Below are 18,056 nucleotides of genomic sequence, written 5' to 3'. Positions count from 1 at the left end.
CATGAACGATACACATGATCTGTTGATTGAAATCGGCACCGAAGAACTGCCGCCCAAGGCCCTGCGGGAGCTGCGCGATGCGTTTGCCCGAGGCGTGACCCAGGGGCTCGCAGAGGCTGGCCTGGAGGTCGGAGTGTGTCAGGCCTACGCCGCGCCTCGCCGCCTGGCGGTATGGATCAAGGACGTACCGCCGCGACAGGCGGATCAGTCCATGGAACGCCGCGGCCCGGCGGTCAGCGCCGCCTTTGATGCCGATGGTCAGCCCACCCGGGCGGCGCAGGGTTTCGCCGGCTCTTGCGGCGTGGCGGTGTCCGAACTGGAGCGCATGGAGACCGACAAGGGCGCCTGGCTGGTGCACCGCCACGTGGAACCGGGTCGCGAGACGACCGACCTGGTGCCGGGGGTCGTGGAATCGGCGCTGGCCGCGCTGCCCATTCCCAAGCGCATGCGCTGGGGCGATGGAGACGCGGAATTCGTGCGCCCCGTGCACTGGGTCATCCTGCTGCTGGGGGATCGTGAGATCCCGGCCACCCTCCTGGGTGTGTCTGCCGGGCGCGAGACCCGTGGGCACCGGTTCCACCATCCCGAGCCCCTGCGTGTGCCAGAACCGGCCGCCTATGCGGATCTGCTGGCGCAGCAGGGTCATGTGCTGGCGGATTTCGATACGCGGCGCGAGACCATCCGGAGCCAGGTGGAACAGGCCGCCGCCGAACTGGGGGGGCGCGCCGTGCTGGAGGAGGCGCTGCTGGACGAGGTGACTGCCCTGGTGGAATGGCCGGTGGCCGTGGTGGGCCATTTTGAATCCCGCTTCCTGGAGGTGCCCCAAGAGGCCCTGATCCTCACCATGCAGGACAACCAGAAATACTTCGCCGTGGTGGATGGGCAGGGCCGTCTGATGCCCCATTTCATTACCATCAGCAACGTGGACTCCCGGGAGCCGGAGCGGGTGCGTGAGGGCAATGAGCGGGTCATCCGGCCACGCTTTGCCGATGCTGAATTCTTCTGGAAGCAGGATCGCCAGCGTCCCCTGGAAAGCCACCTGGACGGCCTGCGCCATGTGGTGTTCCAGCAGAAGCTGGGCAGCCTGCATGCCAAGACCCTACGGGTGGAACAACTGGCCGGTTATCTGGCCGGACAGATCGGCGCACCGGAGGCGGAGGCCTGTCGCGCAGCACACCTGTGCAAGTGTGACCTGCAGACCCTGATGGTCTACGAATTCACCGAACTGCAGGGCACCATGGGCCGTTACTATGCCCAGCACGACGGCGAGGCCGCCTCCGTGGCCCGGGCCCTGGAGGACCAGTACCTGCCCCGCCATGCTGGCGATGACCTGCCCGGTGAGGCCGTGGGGCGGGTGCTGGCCCTGGCCGATCGTCTGGACACCCTGGTGGGCATCTTCGCCATCGGTCTCAAACCCACGGGTGCCAAGGATCCCTTTGGCCTGCGCCGCGCCGCCCTGGGCGTGCTGCGCATCCTGGTGGAGGCGGAACTGCCGCTGGATCTGGAAGACCTGCTCCAACAGGCGGCCCGGGGTTACGGGGACGCCGTGCCGGCCATGGAGGCCGTCCCCCAGGTGCTGGACTACGTCATGGAGCGCCTGCGCGCCTACTACCACGACCGGGGCATCCGCCCGGAGGTGTTCGATGCCGTATTGTCGGTGCGGCCCACCCGACCCCTGGATTTCGACCGCCGCGTGCGCGCCGTGGAGACCTTCCTGGGCCTGCCCGAGGCGGAACCCCTGGCGGCGGCCCACAAGCGCATCCACAACATCCTGCGCAAGGTGGAAGGCGACCTGCCCGAACAGGTTGACCCGGAGCGCCTCCAGGAGGACGCCGAGCGCGCCCTGCACGAACGGCTTGAAGCACTCTGGGCGCCGGTGTCGGCCCACTTCGATGTGGGCGAATACACCCAGGGGCTCACCGAACTGGCCACCCTGCGCGAGCCCGTGGATGCCTTTTTCGATCAGGTGATGGTGATGGCCGAGGATGCTGCCCTGCGCGATAACCGCCTGGCCCTGCTCAACCGCCTGGCGGGCCTGTTCCTGCGGGTGGCAGACCTGTCCCGGGTACCATGAAGCTCATCCTTCTGGACCGGGATGGCGTCATCAACCAGGACTCCCCCGACTACATCAAGTCCCCGGAGGAGTGGATTCCCCTGCCCGGGAGCCTGGAGGCCATCGCCCGACTCAGCCAGGCGGGCTGGCAGGTGGTGGTGGTCACCAACCAGAGCGGACTGGCCCGGGGACTATTCGACGCCGCCACCCTGGAGGCCATCCACCAGCGGATGACCCAGGCGGTGGAATCAGTCGGTGGGCGTTTGCGGGGCACCTATCACTGCCCCCACGGACCGGACGATGGTTGCGACTGCCGCAAGCCGTTGCCGGGCTTGTTTCACCAGGTGGCCCGTGATCTGGACGTCGACCTGACCGGCGTGCCCGCCGTGGGCGACTCTCCTCGAGACATTGAGGCCGCCACCACCGCTGGCTGCCGCCCCCTGCTGGTCAGAACGGGCAACGGCGCCAGGGCCCTGGCCGAAGGCCGTATTCCCCAGGGCATCCCCGCCTACGAGGGTCTGGCGGAGGTGGTACAGGCACTTCTCGGTCAGTGTCCCTCATCCAAGGGAGGCCCTTCCAAGCGAAGCCAGTGATGCATCCAGTTCTCCCCTCGGGAGAACGCCACCCCTGAAGCTCGGCCATGCCGCCGCCCCCGGCACTGGCCCGCGTTAGTCCCGCTGGTTATCATGCAGCCTGCCCAAAATCCCTGAAATGACCCCGTGACCCGACCCCAGCCATCCCTGCTGCTCTACCTGCGCGCCACACTGTTCTGGGCCGGTTTTGCCGGCTCCACCGTCGTGTTCGCCTGCTTCTTCCCCTTGCTCACCCTCCTGGACTGGCACGGTCGATTCCGTGTCCTTTCCCGGTGGACCCACTTCAACGTCTGGTGGCTCAAGGTCACCTGCGGTCTGGGCTTCGAGGTCACCGGCACCGAACACCTGGCTGGAGAAGCCAAGGTGCTGCTCTGCAAGCACCAGTCCACCTGGGAGACCCTGGGGCTGCAGCGGGTGATCCCGCCCCAGGTCTGGGTGCTCAAGAAGGAACTGATGCGCATCCCCCTGTTCGGCTGGGGGATGTCCCTGGTCGATCCCATCGCCGTGGACCGCTCGGCCGGACGCAAGGCCATCAGCCAGTTGGTCAAACAGGGACTGGACAGGCTTCAGCGGGGCCTGTGGGTGGTGATCTTCCCGGAGGGCACCCGCACCGCCCCCGGGGAGCGAGGTCGTTACAAGCTGGGTGGCGCGGTCCTGGCCGCCCGCAGCGGTCGTCCGGTGATCCCCGTGGCCCACAACGCCGGGCTATATTGGCCCAAGGGCAGCTTCATCAAATATCCCGGCACCATCCGCATGGAGATCGGCCCGCCGATCCCCACACAAGGCCGCAAGGCCGATGAGATCATGGCCGACGCGGAAGCGTGGATCGAGACCCGCACCCATGTCCTATGCGGGATCCCCGAAAGCCCGCAGACCCCGACCGGTTCGTAAAGCTCTCACGCCGCCCCAGAGGGATCCGCACCCAGTGCGACGGACTCCAGGGGCACCGGGTGGCCGATGTGATGACCCTGGACATAGTCCACCCCCATCTCCCGTAGCACCTGCAGGATGGCGTCCGATTCCACGAACTCAGCAATGGTGCGCTTGCCCATCACGTGCGCGATGTCGTTGATGGACTGCACCAGCGCCCGGTCGGTCTCGTCCTGGGCGATATCGCGCACGAACAGACCGTCGATCTTCAGATAATGCACCGGCAGGTTGCGGAGATAGCCAAAGGACGACATGCCACTGCCAAAGTCATCCAGGGAGAAGCGGCAGCCGAGCGAACCCAAGGACGAGAACAGGTGCCGGGCATTGTCCAGATTGCATATCGCCACGGTCTCGGTCACCTCGAAACAGAACTTCTCCGGCGGCAGGCTCGACTCCTGCAAGGCCTCCAGCAGGAATTTGAGAAACTCGCTGTTGCCCACTGAATGTCCCGACAGGTTGATGGCACAGGCATCCAGGGCATCCAGGCGATCACGCTGATCGCTCATCCATGCCAACGTCTGGCGCACCACCCAGCGGTCGATCCGGGTCGACAGGTTGTAGCGTTCTGCCGCCGGCAGGAAGGCTGCCGGGGGGATGAGCTTGTCGTCGTGATCGCGCATGCGCACCAGGATCTCGAAGTGTGCCCCTGCGCCCTTTCCCTCGAGGGCCGCCGGCCGGATGGGCTGGCAGAACAGTTGCAGCCCATTGTTCTCCACTGCCGAGTGGATGCGGTTTACCCAGTGCATATCCCCCTGCATTCGCATCAGGCTGGTATCGTCCTTGTTGAAGGCATGCACCTGGTTACGTCCCGTCTCCTTGGCGGCGTTGCAGGCGGTATCGGCAGCGGAGAGCAGGGTGAGGCCACTGCTGCTCTGGCGGCTGACGGGCACCAGCCCCACACTCACAGTGAGGGAGAACTGAAGGTTCTCCCAGGGGAAGCGATAATTTTCCACCAGTTTGCGCATGTCCTCAGCCAGGCCCATGGCCTGCTCAGGACTGACTTCGTGCAGTATCGCCGCAAACTCGTCCCCTCCCAGGCGTGCCAGCGCATCTCCGGGACGGGCGTGATCGGTGAACAAGGTGGCAATGCGGCGCAGCAATTCATCCCCGGCCTGATGGCCGCTGGTGTCATTGACCAGCTTGAACTGGTCCAGGTCCAGGTAGACCAGCGCGTGTTGAACGTGCCGATGCCGGGCGTCGTGCAGGGCACGCTCCAGACGGAACATGAGTTCACGGCGATTGAGTAGGCCGGTGAGGGGGTCGTGACTCGCCTGATAGTCCAGCTGGGTGGACATGGAACGGTATTCCGTCGCGTCCTGAAAGGTCGCCACGGCGCCGCTGGCGGCGGTCCCCGCGCGAAGCGGTGTGATGCCCAGATGGACCGGCAGGGCCCGGCGATCACGGCGCCATAATACGGTGTCCTGCCGCTCCACGGCCTCCCCGGTGTGCAGCACGTGATGCAGAGGTGAATCCGGCCAGGCCACGGGTGTGCCGTCCTCCTGGGCCATCATGAGCAGGCCATGGGCCTGGCGGCCCAGCAGGTCGGGCCGTGCATAGCCCAGTTGTGTGAGTGCTCGCTGGTTCACGTAGGTGATCTGCCCCTGTGCGTCCACCGCGAACAGCGCCATGGGCGCCTGATCCAGTAGCTGGTGCAGATGTCGGGCCAGTTGCGGGGCCTCCGTGAGGGCAGGGGACGCGGGTGGATGGGCGGGCTCCTTGGCCAGCGTGGCGTGCGCTTCTTGGGGTGATTCCAGGATCTCCATCATCAGGCCCTGGATGACCGCGCGCTCGGGGCGGCCGTCATGGACGTAGGCCCCCATGTCCCGAACCCAGTGGGCCTGACCGTTTTGGTCCTGAAGTCGATACTCCAGGCAGTAAGCACGTTGGGCTTCGCGAGTCTCCTGCAGGGCCGTGAGTACCGAAGCCCGGTCATCGGGGTGAAGGTGAGCCAGCCAGCGGTCGTGATCCTTGAGAAACCGGCCCTTGCCCTGGCCGCCCATCCACTGCTTGAGGCGCGGACTGACGTAAATGCGCTGCAGTTCATCCACGGCCTTGGCCATGTAGGGGATCATGGTGGGCATGCGGTCAACGCCCTGCCAGGCATCGGGCACCCTGTCCATGGCATGCACCTGGGCGATGATGCGTTCGAGGTCATCGGGCGCGGCCTTGCCCTTCGCCCGGGAGGGGCCGCTGGGCGGCCGGGTTTCAGTCTTGCGCATGGGTCTCCCTGACACGGGGTCCTGTTGTGCCTGCAGCTCCAGACTATAGACCAGCCAAGGGGTTACAGGGCAGGGGGGCGCTGGAAAGCAGCCTGCGCAGCACTTCGCCCGCCAGGGTGAGCCCGAATAAGGCGGGCAGATAGGAGATCGTACCGTTCACCGCGCGAGGTCGACCGGAGACCTGTCCATCGATGGGGCGGTGTTCGCTTCCCTTGATAGGGGTCTCGGTGGAGTACACCACCGGGTAATCCAGGTGCCCCCCCAGACGACGCAGGCGCTTGCGCAGTTCCCGCGCCAGGGGGCACTTCTCGGTGGCCGCCAGCGGGCCCACGCGAATGGCGGTGGGGTCCAGTCGTCCTCCGGCCCCCATGCTGGAGACCACCGCCAGACCACGTTCCTGGCAGGCATGGATCAGTGCCGCCTTGCAGGCAATGGAGTCGATACCGTCCAGCACGAAGTCGCAGGTGTCCGGCAACAAATCGGTGACATTATCGGGGCTGAGGAAGTCCTGTCGCACAGTGACCCGCGCTACCGGGTTGATGTCGGCAATGCGCTCGGCCATCACCTGTGCCTTGGGGCGTCCCAGAGTGGAGTGCAGTGCCACCAGTTGACGATTGAGGTTGGAAGGGCCCACCACGTCGTGATCCAGCAGGGTCAGGTGGCCAACGCCAGCCCGGGCAATGGCCTCGGCGGCACTGGCGCCCACCCCGCCCAGGCCGGCAATGAAGACGTGGCAGCGGCCCAGGTGTTCCAGGCCGGCGTCGCCCAGAAGCATGCGGGTGCGTTCGTGGATGTCGGGTGTTTCGGTCACGGATGGCTCAATCGTCAGATGATGCGGGCAGCTGGAACAGACGGCGGGCATTGTCGGCGGTGACCCGGGCCACATTGAGCGGATTGTCGTCGCGCAGTTGGGCCAGGGTGTGGATGATCTCGGGCAGAAATGCCGGTTCGTTGCGCTCCCCCCGGTGGGATGCGCTGGGCTGATCAGGGGCGTCAGTCTCCACCAGAATGCCCTCCAGGGGCAGTTCGCTCACCAGGCGCCGCAGGCGCTGGGCGCGGGGGTAGGTGATGGGTCCGCCAAAGCCCAGCAGCATTCCCTGCTCCAGCAGCTTGTCGGCCTGCTGGCGGCTCCCGGAAAAACTGTGCACAACGCCCGTGAGGCAGGGTCTTTCGCGCACCGCCCGGGTGACCTTGTCCACGGCGCGGCGGGCGTGGACGATCACGGGCAACCCGAACTGCACCGCCAGGTCCAGTTGTGCGGTGAAATAGGTCCATTGGTCATCAAAGTCCAGGCCTTCCACAAAGCAGTCCAGGCCACATTCGCCCACGGCCACTGCCTGTTCACGGCCGAGCCAGTCAGCCAGCTCCTCCAGGTGACCGGGCTGGTGCCGGTCCAGGTAAACCGGGTGCAGACCATAGGCCGGGTGAATGCCAGGGTAGCGACGGGCCACATCACGGACCTTTTCCCATTGATAACGGTCAATGGCCGGCACAACCTGGGTCCCCACGCCAGCGTCGCGGGCCCGCGCCCAGCAGGCGTCCCGGTCGGGATCGAAGGCCGCCACGTCGAAGTGGCAGTGACTATCTATACTGAGAGAAGGCATGACTCAAGAATAACCCCAAACCCCGGGGCGTTGAAAAAATCATCGGGGGACGACAGGTTATGAGTGTATCGATTGAGGCCCCATCACGGGCCAGGGGAAATGTCATGGCAGGTTGGTTAACGGGCGAGGTGGTTGAACTCAAACGCTGGACACAGCGACTGTACTCGCTGCGGGTGGAAGCGCCCGTGGATGAGTTCAAGGCGGGGCAGTTCAATCGGTTGGGAGTCACCATCGAGGGTGAACGTGTTGCCCGGCCCTATTCCTACGTGAATGCACCCAAAGAACGGCCGCTGGACTTCTATTTCATTACCGTGCCGGAAGGGGCCTTGACCCATCGTCTGCAAGAGTTGGGCCCCGGAGATACGGTGGAACTGATGTCTCGCGCCAACGGCTTCTTTGTCATGGATGAGGTTCCCGACGCCGATGTCCTGTGGATGTTCGCCACCGGCACGGCGCTTGGGCCCTACCTGTCCATGCTCAAGACGGAGACGCCCTGGCAACGTTTTGACAAGGTGGTGCTGGTGCACGCCGTGCGCACCGCGGAGGAGCTGACCTACCAGAAGACCATTCAGGACTTTCGCGATCGGGGCAGCCAGTTCCAGTTCGTGCCCTTTGTCAGTCGTGAGGAAGTCCGGGGGACCCTGCCGGGGCGAGTGCCGGCGGCCATCGAAAACGGTCTGCTGGAGCGGCATACGGGGTTGCCGCTGACGCCTGATGTGTCCCAGGTGATGATCTGTGGCAATCCGGATATGGTCACCGACACCAGCGCCGTGCTCAAGGCGCGAGGCATGACACGCAATCGGCGCCGTGAGCCGGGCCATATCACCACCGAGAACTACTGGTGATGTGGGGTGGAGACAAAGTCATGACCCCGCATCCCGCTGCCTGGCACATTGCCGGCATAGGCCTCGCCCCTCCACAATGGGCTGATCCAGTGCAAAGCCCTGGGCCGAGGCCTTTTGGCGCAAGGCCTCGGTGACCCCGGCATCGGCCAATTCCGTCACCACGCCGCATTGCCGACAGATGAGCAGCAGCGTGTCGTGGGCCTGCTCGGGCTGGATGCAGCCCACATAACCGTTAAGACTCTCGATGCGATGCACCAGGCCCTGGGCCAGCAGAAACTCCAGCGCCCGGTACACGGTGGGCGGCTTGACGGTGTGGTCATCCGAGCTGAGCTGATGAATCAGTTCATAGGCCTTCACCGCCTCATGGCTTTGCCAGACCTGTTCCAGCACCCGTTTTCTCAAGGGCGTGAGGCGCACGCCCCGTTCCCGGCACAGGCGCTCGGCGCTGTCCATGGCGCCACGGATGCAGGCGGCATGGTCATGATGGGGTTCGGCATGAGGTGAGTTTTGTGCCATCAGGGCGCTCGTGTGACTGCCATGGCCCCTCATCATACTCAGGTGGAAGGTCAGACCGCCATCTGTCGGCCGGTCGCTCATGAGTGGACGCGCTCCGGGGCTTGGGATAAGGTTGAAAACAGATCAATCGCAGGCCGGTCATGAGGTGCGAGCCGGGAAGATCACACCATACAGGCAGGTAGTAACCAAAGGGCCGGCCCATGGGGTAGTCAGGGACAGGATGAAAGGGAATGGCTTCGTGTTCAGGGGACTGAAGGCCGTGGCTCGCATGTGTCTGTTGTCATGGATCCTGCTGATCGTGCCATCGGCCAACGCCGACCCCCCTCCGATGGTCATCGCCCATGAATCTCTCCAGGACGATGTCATCACCCTGCCCATGCTCCGGGCCATCTTCAGCATGCGCCTGCACAGCCTGCAAGGAGAGCGCCTCACCGTGTTCGTACTGGACACTCGCCACCCGGACCACGAGGCCTTCAGCAAGGAAGTGCTCGGCGTCTTTCCCTACCAGTTGCAGAATGCCTGGAACCGGGTGATCTACTCGGGAACGGGTCGAGGCCCGGTCATTGTGGAGTCCCCGCAGGAGATGCTGCGTCGGGTGGGGCAGACCCCCGGGGGGATTGGTTACGTGGGCGCCCCGGTGGATCATCCGGACGTTCGAGTGATCAGCATGGAGGCTGGGCGATGAAACGCCGGGGCCAGGGCGTCTGTCTCTCTCTGGCAGTACTTGGGAGCCTGTGGGGGGCGCCTGTACAAGCCGGCGGGCCGCTGGAACTGCATGGATTTGCCAGCCAGGGCTATCTTTACTCCAATGGCAACGACTATTACGGGCCGAGCCGCGATGGCAGCTTCGAGTTGACGGAACTGGGGATCAATGCCCGGTATGCCGTCACCCCGTCCCTGTCGCTGGCTGCCCAGGTGGTGAGCCGGCGTGCCGGTGAGTTGTATGACGGTGATCCTCGCCTGGATTACGGTTTTGTGGATTACCGCTTTCTGGACGGTCCGTTGATTGGCGGTGTCCGCCTCGGTCGCGCCAAGATTCCTATCGGCTTCTACAATGAGACCCGGGACGTGGCCACCACGCGGCCGGGGATTCTCCTGCCTCAGACCGTCTATGTGGAGGGGCTGGGTGTACGGGATTTCTACATCGGTGCGGATGGATTGCATACCTATTGGCAGTGGTTCACGGATCGAGGCCTGTTCCAGTTCGATCTGGGAGTGGCCGTGCCCGCGACCCTGCAGGAGGAGACCCAGGCCGCCTTCCTGCGCACCCAGGATGCCCCGGGAGACCTGAAACTGACCAGCGGGCAGAATGCCCGGTTGCTTTATGAAAGGGATGGGGGCGCCCTGCGCCTGGGGGCCACCTATTCCCGGGTGCGTACCGAGTATCGCCCTGGTGACCTGACCAGCCCTCCCCTGGCGGCCGGTGAGACCTCGGTGGATGCTCTGGTGCTGAGCGCCGAATGGAACCGCGAGCGATTGAGCCTGACCACCGAGGGGGTCATTCGGCGTCTTCACCCCAAGGGTTACGGACCGCTCACCGGAGATGCTTACACCGAGGCCGGTTACTATCTTCAGGGTACCTATCGTTTCAACCATCAATGGGAGGGGGTTGTGCGTCACGAACAGCACTGGAACGATACCCGTGACCGCAGCGGCACGCGCCAGTCCCGCGAGTTCGAACCGTTACCGGGGGTGGCGCGGGCGCCGCATCGCTTTTATCAGCATCAATGGACCGTGGGCGCGGGCTGGCGGCCGACCCCCCAATGGTTGCTGCGGGCCGAGTGGCACCACATTGAGGGTACAGCCCTCACGCCCCTGGCAGACAATCCGCAATTCGATCAGGGGGGCGGGCAGGCGCGTTGGGATCTGTTTGCCCTTCAGGCCTCGTACACCTTTTGATCATGCATCAGGACGCCGTCTCCCAGGGATTTGTCAGCCTCAAGTGGAAGTTTCTGGCCAACCTGGGCGTGCTCCTGCTCCTCTTGCTGGCCACCTTTGCCCTGTTCAGTCATCACAACCTGCAACAGCAGTACGAAGACCAGCGCGCCCTGGAGCAGACCCGGGCCCTGGAGCAACTGCAGGGGCTGACTCAGCAGTCCCACGCGGAGTTGCTCAATCTGGCCCATCTGGTCCCCGCCCTCTCAGGGGTGCGCGAGGCCTTGCAGGCCGGCAACACCGACCGATTGGCCATGGCCTTCAGTCCGCTTTGGGCCTCGCTGCAGATGGACACGGACCTGGCCCTGGCGGTGTTTCTGAATGCCCGGGGGGAGGTCATGCTGCAGTCCAGCGTGGGGGTGCCGCCCTGTGAGGACTGCCCCAGGATGCAGCGGGTGATTGACGATGTGCTGTTGACTGAAGAGCCCCAGGTGTTCACCCACTGCCAGGATCTGTGCCTGACCAAGGCGGTGGCGCCGATTCTGGGAGAGGAGGGCACCATCGGGGCGATCGTGCTCGGCCGCACGCTGGGTGATCTGGTGCTTGCGTTCCAGGGCATCTCGCAGCTGGATATCGCCTTGATCCAGGATCCCATGGGCAAGGCGTTGCCGGACGGAACCCTGGATCTGCGACCCCAGCGCGAGGGTGGGCAATTGGTGGCCCTGACCCGACGGGACGAGGTGCTGCCGCTGCTGGAGGGTAAGACGACCGGGCAGATACAAAGCACCCTGGCGGTACGGGGGCGCCGTGAGGCCGTGCTGGGGGATCGCTATTTCGAGATGATGCCCTTTGACCTGCCAGGTACCCACGCGGACGATCACGTACTGGCGGCGGTCATCTCGGACGTGACCGAGGCCCGGCGTCAGATCAGCACGGCCCGCTGGCAGAACCTCTTCATTGGTCTGGCTGGGCTCATGGTCTTCATGCTGGCGGTGGTGGCGCTGACCCGCAAACCCTTGCGGCGCCTGAGGCGCGTGGCCCAGTTGCTTCCCCTGTTGGCCGAGCACCGATTCGACGCGGCGAGGGAACAGATCGACCTCTCGCAAGGCCTGCGTCTGCCTGATGAGTTGACCCTGCTGGAGCGCATCACCCTGGGTCTGGCGGATCGCCTGGAATCCCTGGAGTGGGATGTGCAGCGCAAAAACCGCTCACTGTCTGCCCGGATGCAGGAATTGTCGGTGGAGCGAGAGCGTTACGAACTGGCCGCTGCCGGGGCCAACGATGGGCTGTGGGACTGGAACCTGGAGACCGATCGCATCTATTTATCGCCCCGCTTGAAGGCCATGCTGGGCTGTCGGGACATGGACCTGGGGGAGGCACCGGAGGCGTTGCTGGTGCGTGTGCACCCGGATGATGTGGGTTGCCTGCGACGGGATCTGAAGGCCCACCTGGAGGGCCGCAGCGACTGGCTGGAAAGTGATCAACGTGTCCTGCATGAGCAGGAGGGGTATCGGTGGATGCGTTTTCGCGGCCTGGCAGTGCGTGATGATCAGGGCGTGGCTCATCGCATGGCCGGATCCATGACAGACATCACCGAGCAGCGACGTATCCAGGAGCGGCTCAAGCACGATGCCTTGCATGATGCCCTCACCGGCCTGCCCAACCGCACCCTCTTTCTGGATCGGCTCACTCAGGCCATCTACCGATCCCGTCGCGCCCACTTCCAGTTCGCTGTCCTGTTCCTGGATCTTGATGATTTCAAAACCATCAACGACTCCCTGGGGCATGCCATGGGGGATCGGGTGCTGGTGCAGGCGGGCGACCGTCTGCGCGGATTGCTGCGGCCGGGAGACACCGTGGCACGTCTGGGGGGCGATGAATTCACGGTGCTGTTGGAGGATCTGCCCGACGAAGACGAAATTCATAAGGTGGTACAGCGCATCCGCGATGTCATGGCCCAGCCGATGCAGGCGGGCGAGGAGACGCTGTTCATCAGCTTCAGCATCGGTATCGCCCAGAGCACCGATGAGGATCTGCGGGCGGATGAGTTGCTGCGCAATGCCGATACCGCCATGTACCAGGCCAAATCCCGGGCCCGCGGAGACAGCGCCTTCTTCAACATTTCCATGCACACGCAAGCGGTGGAGCGGCTCAACCTCGAGAACGCCATGCGGCGTGCCCTCAAGGAGCAGGAATTTCAGCTCCATTACCAGCCGCTGGTCTCTCTGGATACGGGTCGCCTGGCCGGCTTCGAGGCCCTGGCCCGCTGGCGGCGGACGGATGGCAGTTCAATTCCGCCGGATGTCTTCATCCCGGTGGCTGAGCACTGTGGTCTGATCTTGCCCCTGGGGCGTTGGGTCATCCGCGAGGCCGTGGCCCAGGCGGCTTGCTGGCATCGGGAACGCACTGCCATTGGCGCTTCCTGCCTGCCCGTGAACCTGAACGTCTCGGGCAAGCAGTTGCGGGACCCGGAGCTGGTCCCCACCCTGGCCGCCGCCCTGGAGGAACATCAGGTGCCGGGGGCCTGCATCAAGGTGGAGCTCACCGAGTCCGCCCTGATTGAAAACGCGGCCCAGGCCCATCACGTCATGAATGGCCTGAAGGACATCGGTGTCTCCCTGTGTATTGATGATTTTGGAACCGGTTACTCCTCCCTGAGCCAGTTGCGGGACTTCCCCTTCGATGTGGTCAAGATTGACCGTTCATTCGTGCGTCGTCTGGGTATGGATGCCGGGCACGCGGCCATCGTCCGGGCGGTGATCTCCATCGCCGGTGCCCTGGACAAGACCGTGGTGGCCGAGGGGATCGAGACCGTCGGTCAGGCGGCGCATCTGCGTGAATTGGGATGCCAGGTGGGGCAGGGCTATTTGTTTGCTCCGGCCCTGGAAAGAGGGGCAGCCCACGCGCTGGTGCAATCTGACCCGGTGTTCCCCTTGTCCTGATCAGGTTTGTATGAGGTCTGTGGGAGGGCATGGCGCCCGTGCCGGGGATCTGGGATGATGACCTCGAGCCCGTGGCGGAGGATCCTGCTTGACTATCCTGAATCTGGACTCGGCGCAAACGCGGCTGAGTGAACTCAAAGAGGAGCATCGTGCCCTGGACGAGGCGATTGATCGCCTGTCCGAAGGGCCGTTCGTGGATCAGATCCGTCTTACCCGACTGAAGAAACGCAAGCTCACCCTGAAGGATTCCATCGCCCGACTGGAGAGCCAACTGATCCCCGATCTGAATGCCTGATGGGCGGACCTTCAGGTCCGCCCCGGGCTGTGTCAGCCCCAGGTATCCGCCGTGATGCTGTCGTACCATCCCTGAGCATAACGGGCCTCCTGGCGGCGGAAGGCATGGCTGGCCTCCGACGGGCTTACGCCCCCCGAACCGGGCACGCCGGCGATACCGCCATCCTGGAAGCGATAGACCGCAGCCACCGTGATGCCGTAGTCCGGTCCCACCAGGCTGTAGCAGGTGTTCACTGTGGACAGGGGGAGCATCTCCTGATCATTCATGGACCGCACGATGGCCGCCGCCACCGCCTTGCCCTGGGTGTTGGCCGAGTGGCCCGACTTGGGCATGGCACCGGCGATGCAGGCATCGCCGATCACGAAGATGTCCTTGTTCTTCTCGGACTGGAAGCTGAGTTGGTCCACAGGGCACCAGCCGGTATCGTTCGCCAGACCGGTCTCCTGGGCAATAGCCCCCGCCTGTTGCGGTGGCACGACGTTGAGCACGTCGGCCCGGAAGCGAGTGAGTCCGCCGTCTGAATACACGGTGCGGGTGGCCGGATCCACCTGCTCCACCTGGCCCCCCTGTGAACTGGGCACCCACTCGATCATGTCTCCATAGAGCTGCTCCCAGCCGGCCATGAACAGCCCCTGCTTGGAGAAGCTCTCCTTGTTATCCAGAATGATGACCTTGGAGCGGGGTTTATGCTGCTTGAAGTAGTGGGCCACCATGCTGGCACGCTCATAGGGCCCGGGCGGGCAGCGGAAGGGGTTGCCCGGGGCCACCAGGACGAACACACCGCCATCATCCATGGCGCGCAACTGATCCCTGAGGATGCGGGTTTGCTCGCCTGCCTTCCAGGCATGAGGAATGTCTCGTGAAACGGCTTCGCTGTAGCCTTCCACCGCATTGAAGCGGAAATCAATCCCCGGGGATAACACCAGTTTGTCGTAGGATAGGGTGTCTCCACCAGCCAGACGCACCTGTCGGGCATCGGGATCGATGGTGGCGACCGTGTCCTTCACGACATTCACGTCGTGTTGATCCTTCAGCGCCCCGTAGGTCTGTTCGATGCTGTCCATTCCGGCCAGGCCGCCCAACACCCAATTCGAGCCAAAGCAGGTATGGTAGGTGGCCTTGGGTTCCACCAGGGTGACCTGCATGTTGGGGTCGAAGCGTTTCAGGTACTTGGCGGTGGTGGCGCCTCCGGGACCGCCCCCCACGACCACCACATTCGGGCCGCGAGGGCGCCGCCCGGGCAGGGTGCCGCAAGCGGCCAGGGCAGTGGCGGCCCCCCCAGCCCCCAGTGCACGGATGAAGTTTCTGCGGGAAAATCTGTGTTCCATGGTGTAACCCCCCTGCTTTATTGTCGGCTCAGGTATTCGGCGATGAGTTCGATCTCCTCATCGGAGTAGCCGGTGGCGTGACGGTCCATGACGGTGGCCGGGCGCCGCCCCTCACGGAAGGCCTTCATCTGACCGACCAGGATCTCGGGGGGATACCCGTAGATGCTGGGGATGGAGCCGGCGCTGTGTCCGTCCGTGCCGTGGCAGGCAAAGCAGGTGTTGGCCATCAGCTCGCCCCGGGTGACTTCCGCCTGGGCCACCGCAACGGCTCCGATGGCAGCCAGGGCCAGGGTGGCGACGGTAATGTGTTTGCGTATCATGATGGGCCAGTTCCTCCGGGTGGTCGTTGTTCTCGTCTGAAACATGGATTCTCGGTTTGATGTTTGCCTAATTCATTATCAGCATATCTTTAGAACCGCACGGGGGTCCAATCGCGATTTGCTTGCGATGGGTCAATATATAGCCAGGTGTGGCGATTGATCTAATATGGATAAATCAGGTTATAAGAACCTTTTGTCATGAATGCCCTGTCCGCCCTGTGGCCGGACCGTGCCAGTCCTTGGGAGTTTTGAAGAGATGGAATCGGATCGGCGTCAGCATCCCCGTCTGCCGGTGGAGGTGGCAGTGGAATTATTTCGTGAGGGTCAGCCCGCCCGCCGGGTTCAAACCCGTGATCTGAGCGGCAATGGCGTGCTGCTGCTGATTGCGGGAGAAGACGCTCCGGCGGTCGGAGAGCGCATCCAGGTGCGCGTCGAGGGCACCCTGGGGGATGGAGAGGCACCGCCCGTGGTTCATGGGCGTGTGGTACGGGTCAGCGATCGGGAAGTGGCCGTGGAGTTCCTTGCGGAATGACTCTCATGGGAGGTCGCGTATTTCCGGCTGACGGAGAGCCGGCTGCAAAAGCGAACGTGTATAGTCCTGGGATGCCCGAACGACTCGACACCAAGGCAGGCCGTATCCGACGCCTGCAGGATCTGCCTCCACTGCCCCAGGTGGCCGACTCGTTGCTTCGCGAACTGGCTGCCGGTGACACGCCCATCCGGCAACTGGCCGACCTGATCAGTACCGAGCCGGCCTTGACTGCCCGTGTGGTCGGTGTGGCCAATACCGCCTATTTCGGGGGGGCGCGGCAGGTGTTCTCGGTGGAGGCCGCGATCTCCCGCCTCGGGCTGAACATGGTCCGGGGGCTGGCCCTGGGGTTATTGATCAACGGCCATCTCTCCCCCCACCGTTGCCGCTCCCTGGACCTGGACCGCTACTGGTTTGTCTCCATGGTGGGGGCCCGCCTGGCGCGGGAGCTTGCCCGGCACGTGGAGTCCGGGGGGCTGAACGCCGAGCAGGCCTATCTGGCCGCGCTATTACGCCAATTGGGCGTGATCGTGCTGTGCGACCTGGAACCTGAAGGTATGGAACAGGTGCTGGCCGGGGGGCGCCAGGCTGATGCCCGCGTGATGGGGGTCCGCACCCAGCAGCACCTTGGGCTGGATCACCACATGGCGGGTCTGATCCTGGCCGAGCGCTGGCACCTGCCCACCGAGGCGGCGATGGCCATGCGCCATTATGCCGAACCGGATTATCACGGAGATCACGCACGACTGGTGGGCCTGGTCGGGGTCTGCGATGTGCTGGCCGAAGCCCTGTTCGACCAGGTTGAGATCTGCCCCGCCGGGGCGGCTCTGGGCCGGCTGGATCTGCCCGTGGCTGCCATCGATAAGGCTGTCGAGGCATGTCGTGAGCAGCGGGAGGCGATGCTCGCGGCCAGTCGACAGATGTCTGCCTCTTGAGGATACCGTGGATCTAACACCCTTTGCCGAAGCCTACAGAGAGACCAACCGGCGGATAGTCCAGTTGCTGGACTTTCTCTCGGCCCTGCAGGGTTTATCCGAGGTCAGCCACATTGTGACCGATCGCCGGGGAATGCTGGATCAGGCCCTCAAGGGGCTGCTGGAAAACCAGAATATGTCACGTTGCTCGGTCTTCTTGTGCGAGCGTGATGAACTGGTGAATGCCGCCGGCCTGAGCTGGGCCGACTTGATCGGCCTGCCTGGTCAAGTCGCGCGCCGCGCCTTCCCTGTGGGCAATGGCGTGATGGGTCGCGCGGTGGCCACCGGGATGGTTCAGTACGCCTCCGATTGCCGTCATGACCCCGATTTCCTGTCGTTGCCCGCCGAGGCCAGTCCGGAGATCTCGAGCCTCATCTCGGTGCCGATCCGCAGTGGCGATGGCGTGTTGGGCGTGCTCAATGTCTCTCACACCGAAAGCGAAGCCTTCGGCCCGGATGAAGAGAGGTTGCTTACCCTCTATGCCCATTTTCTTGGGCAGATGCTGCTCAACTGGCAGCACGTCCACCGTCTGGAAGAGCAGGTAGGGCAACGGACTCGCGAACTGGAGGAGGCCCTGGAGGAGGCTCGTGAGCTGCAGCAACGGTTCCAGACCCTGGCAGTGCTCGATGATCTCACGGGCCTGCACAACCGGCGATTCTTCTTCGCCGAGGCCCGGGCGATTGTCGCTCGCGCCCTGCGTCAGGGTGTGGGCATTGCAGTGATCCTGCTGGACCTGGATCACTTCAAGCAGTTCAATGACCAGTTTGGTCATGCCGCCGGTGATCGGGTGCTCCGCGATGTGGCCATGGCCATGGGGCAACTGGTGCGGGAGGGCGATGTGCTCTCCCGTTTCGGTGGCGAGGAGTTCGTGTTGCTGCTACCCGGCACGGATCTGGACGGGGCCATCGGTCTGGGTAAACGCATCCGTCAGGCCCTTGCTGGCCTGGAATGGATGTTTGATGGCTCCGAGCCGCAGCGGATTACGGCCAGTATCGGCATCTGCGCCCTGGTGCTGGAGGGGCCGAGGCAAGAC

General features: G+C 64.2%; 17 protein-coding genes. 11 read left to right on the top strand and 6 right to left on the bottom strand.

Annotated features, from left to right (window positions below; genetic code table 11):
* Window position 1: 1 nt before the first annotated feature.
* The 3 genes from glyS to LPW29_RS08575 all read left to right on the top strand — a co-directional run bounded on the left by glyS (window position 2) and on the right by LPW29_RS08575 (window position 3,537).
* Window positions 2-2,074, top strand: a complete 2,073-nt coding sequence (gene glyS, locus LPW29_RS08585) for a glycine--tRNA ligase subunit beta (protein ID WP_238627663.1) — start codon at window positions 2-4, stop codon at window positions 2,072-2,074.
* On the top strand, window positions 2,071-2,646 hold the full coding sequence (gmhB, locus tag LPW29_RS08580; RefSeq protein ID WP_238627662.1) for a D-glycero-beta-D-manno-heptose 1,7-bisphosphate 7-phosphatase: 576 nt from the start codon (window positions 2,071-2,073) through the stop codon (window positions 2,644-2,646). Before glyS ends, gmhB begins: the two co-directional genes overlap by 4 nt.
* Before the next feature lie 126 nt (window positions 2,647-2,772).
* Window positions 2,773-3,537: a lysophospholipid acyltransferase family protein gene (locus LPW29_RS08575; protein ID WP_238627661.1), complete on the top strand. Its 765-nt coding sequence runs from the start codon at window positions 2,773-2,775 to the stop codon at window positions 3,535-3,537.
* A gap of 5 nt (window positions 3,538-3,542) precedes the next feature.
* Here LPW29_RS08575 and LPW29_RS08570 read toward each other — a convergent pair whose 3' ends face one another.
* Genes LPW29_RS08570 through LPW29_RS08560 form a run of 3 tightly spaced genes read right to left on the bottom strand, consistent with a single transcriptional unit; the run spans window position 3,543 to window position 7,399 of the window.
* Entirely contained in the window at window positions 3,543-5,795 is a 2,253-nt protein-coding gene (locus tag LPW29_RS08570; protein ID WP_238627660.1) for an EAL domain-containing protein, read from the bottom strand.
* Between the two features lie 43 nt (window positions 5,796-5,838).
* Window positions 5,839-6,570 carry a tRNA threonylcarbamoyladenosine dehydratase gene (locus LPW29_RS08565; RefSeq protein ID WP_238627684.1) on the bottom strand — a complete coding sequence of 244 codons (732 nt, stop codon included), beginning with the start codon at window positions 6,568-6,570 and terminating at the stop codon, window positions 5,839-5,841.
* 43 nt (window positions 6,571-6,613) lie between these two features.
* The gene (locus tag LPW29_RS08560) at window positions 6,614-7,399 is read right to left on the bottom strand and encodes a TatD family hydrolase (RefSeq protein ID WP_238627659.1); all 786 of its coding nucleotides are present in this window, start codon (window positions 7,397-7,399) and stop codon (window positions 6,614-6,616) included.
* A 104-nt stretch (window positions 7,400-7,503) separates the two neighbouring features.
* Between LPW29_RS08560 and LPW29_RS08555 the strand changes: the two genes are divergently transcribed.
* Window positions 7,504-8,244, top strand: coding sequence for a ferredoxin--NADP reductase (locus tag LPW29_RS08555; protein WP_238627658.1), 741 nt, complete (start codon window positions 7,504-7,506; stop codon window positions 8,242-8,244).
* 18 nt (window positions 8,245-8,262) lie between these two features.
* Here LPW29_RS08555 and LPW29_RS08550 read toward each other — a convergent pair whose 3' ends face one another.
* Window positions 8,263-8,760, bottom strand: a complete 498-nt coding sequence (locus LPW29_RS08550; RefSeq protein ID WP_238627657.1) for a transcriptional repressor — start codon at window positions 8,758-8,760, stop codon at window positions 8,263-8,265.
* Between the two features lie 238 nt (window positions 8,761-8,998).
* Here LPW29_RS08550 and LPW29_RS08545 point away from each other — a divergent pair, with 238 nt between their 5' ends.
* The 4 genes from LPW29_RS08545 (at window position 8,999) to LPW29_RS08530 (ending at window position 13,872) form a co-directional block, all read left to right on the top strand.
* On the top strand, window positions 8,999-9,445 hold the full coding sequence (locus tag LPW29_RS08545; protein ID WP_218140404.1) for a hypothetical protein: 447 nt from the start codon (window positions 8,999-9,001) through the stop codon (window positions 9,443-9,445).
* Window positions 9,442-10,659 (top strand): hypothetical protein, encoded by a 1,218-nt coding sequence (locus LPW29_RS08540; RefSeq protein WP_238627656.1) that lies wholly within the window; start codon window positions 9,442-9,444, stop codon window positions 10,657-10,659. The genes LPW29_RS08545 and LPW29_RS08540 overlap by 4 nt, the downstream gene beginning before the upstream one ends.
* A gap of 2 nt (window positions 10,660-10,661) precedes the next feature.
* On the top strand, window positions 10,662-13,577 hold the full coding sequence (locus tag LPW29_RS08535) for a bifunctional diguanylate cyclase/phosphodiesterase (RefSeq protein WP_238627655.1): 2,916 nt from the start codon (window positions 10,662-10,664) through the stop codon (window positions 13,575-13,577).
* A gap of 97 nt (window positions 13,578-13,674) precedes the next feature.
* The gene (locus tag LPW29_RS08530; protein WP_177169877.1) at window positions 13,675-13,872 is read left to right on the top strand and encodes a YdcH family protein; all 198 of its coding nucleotides are present in this window, start codon (window positions 13,675-13,677) and stop codon (window positions 13,870-13,872) included.
* Window positions 13,873-13,904: 32 nt separating this feature from the next.
* Here the strand turns inward: LPW29_RS08530 and LPW29_RS08525 are convergent, their stop codons facing one another.
* Together LPW29_RS08525 and LPW29_RS08520 are read right to left on the bottom strand one after the other, a co-directional pair.
* Window positions 13,905-15,200: an NAD(P)/FAD-dependent oxidoreductase gene (locus LPW29_RS08525; protein ID WP_238627654.1), complete on the bottom strand. Its 1,296-nt coding sequence runs from the start codon at window positions 15,198-15,200 to the stop codon at window positions 13,905-13,907.
* 17 nt (window positions 15,201-15,217) lie between these two features.
* Window positions 15,218-15,520: a c-type cytochrome gene (locus LPW29_RS08520; protein WP_090252235.1), complete on the bottom strand. Its 303-nt coding sequence runs from the start codon at window positions 15,518-15,520 to the stop codon at window positions 15,218-15,220.
* Window positions 15,521-15,776: 256 nt separating this feature from the next.
* Between LPW29_RS08520 and LPW29_RS08515 the strand changes: the two genes are divergently transcribed.
* From LPW29_RS08515 to LPW29_RS08505, 3 genes are all read left to right on the top strand, one after another.
* Window positions 15,777-16,052, top strand: coding sequence for a PilZ domain-containing protein (locus LPW29_RS08515; RefSeq protein ID WP_238627653.1), 276 nt, complete (start codon window positions 15,777-15,779; stop codon window positions 16,050-16,052).
* A gap of 71 nt (window positions 16,053-16,123) precedes the next feature.
* Complete coding sequence (locus tag LPW29_RS08510; protein ID WP_238627652.1) at window positions 16,124-16,984, top strand: HDOD domain-containing protein; 861 nt, start codon at window positions 16,124-16,126, stop codon at window positions 16,982-16,984.
* A gap of 7 nt (window positions 16,985-16,991) precedes the next feature.
* A partial coding sequence (locus tag LPW29_RS08505; protein WP_238627651.1) for a diguanylate cyclase occupies window positions 16,992-18,056 on the top strand: 1,065 nt, incomplete at its 3' end.

The sequence above is a fragment of the Ectothiorhodospira sp. 9100 genome (assembly GCF_022227565.1).
Taxonomy (GTDB): Bacteria; Pseudomonadota; Gammaproteobacteria; order Ectothiorhodospirales; family Ectothiorhodospiraceae; genus Ectothiorhodospira; species Ectothiorhodospira marina.
This window is presented reverse-complemented; position numbering and strand designations above follow the sequence as displayed.

What these genes read in the sequence shown, in the direction of transcription:
- glyS (WP_238627663.1), top strand. Translation starts at nt 2, where the DNA reads ATGAACGATACACATGATCTGTTGATTGAAATCGGCACCGAAGAACTG.
- gmhB (WP_238627662.1), top strand. Translation starts at nt 2,071, where the DNA reads ATGAAGCTCATCCTTCTGGACCGGGATGGCGTCATCAACCAGGACTCC.
- LPW29_RS08570 (WP_238627660.1), bottom strand. Translation starts at nt 5,795, where the DNA reads ATGCGCAAGACTGAAACCCGGCCGCCCAGCGGCCCCTCCCGGGCGAAG.
- LPW29_RS08565 (WP_238627684.1), bottom strand. Translation starts at nt 6,570, where the DNA reads ATGCTTCTGGGCGACGCCGGCCTGGAACACCTGGGCCGCTGCCACGTC.
- LPW29_RS08560 (WP_238627659.1), bottom strand. Translation starts at nt 7,399, where the DNA reads ATGCCTTCTCTCAGTATAGATAGTCACTGCCACTTCGACGTGGCGGCC.
- LPW29_RS08555 (WP_238627658.1), top strand. Translation starts at nt 7,504, where the DNA reads ATGGCAGGTTGGTTAACGGGCGAGGTGGTTGAACTCAAACGCTGGACA.
- LPW29_RS08550 (WP_238627657.1), bottom strand. Translation starts at nt 8,760, where the DNA reads ATGGCACAAAACTCACCTCATGCCGAACCCCATCATGACCATGCCGCC.
- LPW29_RS08540 (WP_238627656.1), top strand. Translation starts at nt 9,442, where the DNA reads ATGAAACGCCGGGGCCAGGGCGTCTGTCTCTCTCTGGCAGTACTTGGG.
- LPW29_RS08535 (WP_238627655.1), top strand. Translation starts at nt 10,662, where the DNA reads ATGCATCAGGACGCCGTCTCCCAGGGATTTGTCAGCCTCAAGTGGAAG.
- LPW29_RS08525 (WP_238627654.1), bottom strand. Translation starts at nt 15,200, where the DNA reads ATGGAACACAGATTTTCCCGCAGAAACTTCATCCGTGCACTGGGGGCT.
- LPW29_RS08520 (WP_090252235.1), bottom strand. Translation starts at nt 15,520, where the DNA reads ATGATACGCAAACACATTACCGTCGCCACCCTGGCCCTGGCTGCCATC.
- LPW29_RS08515 (WP_238627653.1), top strand. Translation starts at nt 15,777, where the DNA reads ATGGAATCGGATCGGCGTCAGCATCCCCGTCTGCCGGTGGAGGTGGCA.
- LPW29_RS08510 (WP_238627652.1), top strand. Translation starts at nt 16,124, where the DNA reads ATGCCCGAACGACTCGACACCAAGGCAGGCCGTATCCGACGCCTGCAG.